The sequence below is a fragment of the Ruminiclostridium hungatei genome, assembly GCF_002051585.1.
Taxonomy (GTDB): Bacteria; Bacillota; Clostridia; order Acetivibrionales; family DSM-1351; genus Ruminiclostridium; species Ruminiclostridium hungatei.
In genome coordinates, this window is record NZ_MZGX01000073.1 from 1 (window position 1) to 1,116 (window position 1,116).

2 protein-coding genes and 1 pseudogene are annotated in these 1,116 nt (G+C 34.0%); all 3 read left to right on the plus strand.

The features are described from left to right. A pseudogene (locus CLHUN_RS21575) lies at nucleotides 1-225 on the plus strand (DUF4474 domain-containing protein); the annotation flags it as partial. 18 nt (nucleotides 226-243) lie between these two features. Beyond that, entirely contained in the window at nucleotides 244-744 is a 501-nt protein-coding gene (locus CLHUN_RS21580) for a DUF5104 domain-containing protein (protein ID WP_080066726.1), read from the plus strand. Nucleotides 745-902: 158 nt separating this feature from the next. Then, nucleotides 903-1,116 (plus strand): RHS repeat domain-containing protein (locus tag CLHUN_RS22955; protein ID WP_133051139.1); only part of this gene is annotated, 214 nt, incomplete at its 3' end.

The following is a 1,116-nucleotide window of genomic DNA, read 5'->3' on the forward strand; positions in this document are numbered from 1 at the left end:
AATAAGACATCAACTATAATTAATTATAGTCCTGGTGACAAACAATGGTGGATAACAGGCTTTAATCCAAACTATAAGGGGGTTAATGCCAATAATTTGACGGTATCTTACACAGTAACATTCAATAACTCCACTATGTATAATGATTTTAAAAAGTCATTAAAACCTGAAGAAACAAGGTGGGTATTTGATGATAAAAAATCCATTGCTACATTTAAGTTTTAATAGACAGGAGGGATAACGATGAGTAAAAAAATTATTGTTCTGCTTCTTCTCGGAAACATATTACTTCTAAGTTCGTGCTTAGGGTCAAGAGTGGGTATGCTTAACAAGAGCAATGATGATGAAAAAGCTGATGCTAGGTTGAAACAAATAATTGAATCCATAAAGAACAAGGATAAAGAAAGAATAAAGGTAATGTTCTCTGAACAGGCTTTAAATGAAGCAAAAGACCTTGATGAAAGGATAGATTATTTAATTGCCCTTATCAAAGGGAATGTTGAATCGTGGGATAGAATAGGCGGTTCGGTAGATGAAACAAATAATTATGGTCATAAACAAATAAAATCCAGTTTTCGCTATAATGTATATACCGAACAAGAACAATACTTGTTTTCCATATTGGAATACACAAAAGATGATGACAATCCTGAAAACGTAGGGGTATACTCTTTGAAAGTAATTAATGTAAAAGACGAGGAACCGAAATTTTCAGATGCCGGAATTTATAAACCAGAGAAATAACAAACAGAAGTCCGACAGATTTTTTATGAAGTCTGGTGGGTTTCCTGTTATCATTTTTTCTTTTTGGGGGATGATTGTAGTTCAGCACTTTGTAATCGCGTCTGACTTCAAATTAAAATTGCATCAAAAGTGCTGAACTACATTAAGCTCCATTAACAATAAATGGACTTGAAAATGTAGCAGCCTCCACAGATACAGAGTATTCAGTAACAAAATATGAATATGACAGAAACCATAAGCTAACCAAAATGACAGATCCAAATGGAAATATCGAAAACTATTCATATGATTTAAACGGAAACCTGCTGCAAAAGACGGATAAAAACGGCAGCCTGCTGAAAATGAGCTACGACGTACTGGGAAGGCTATTGG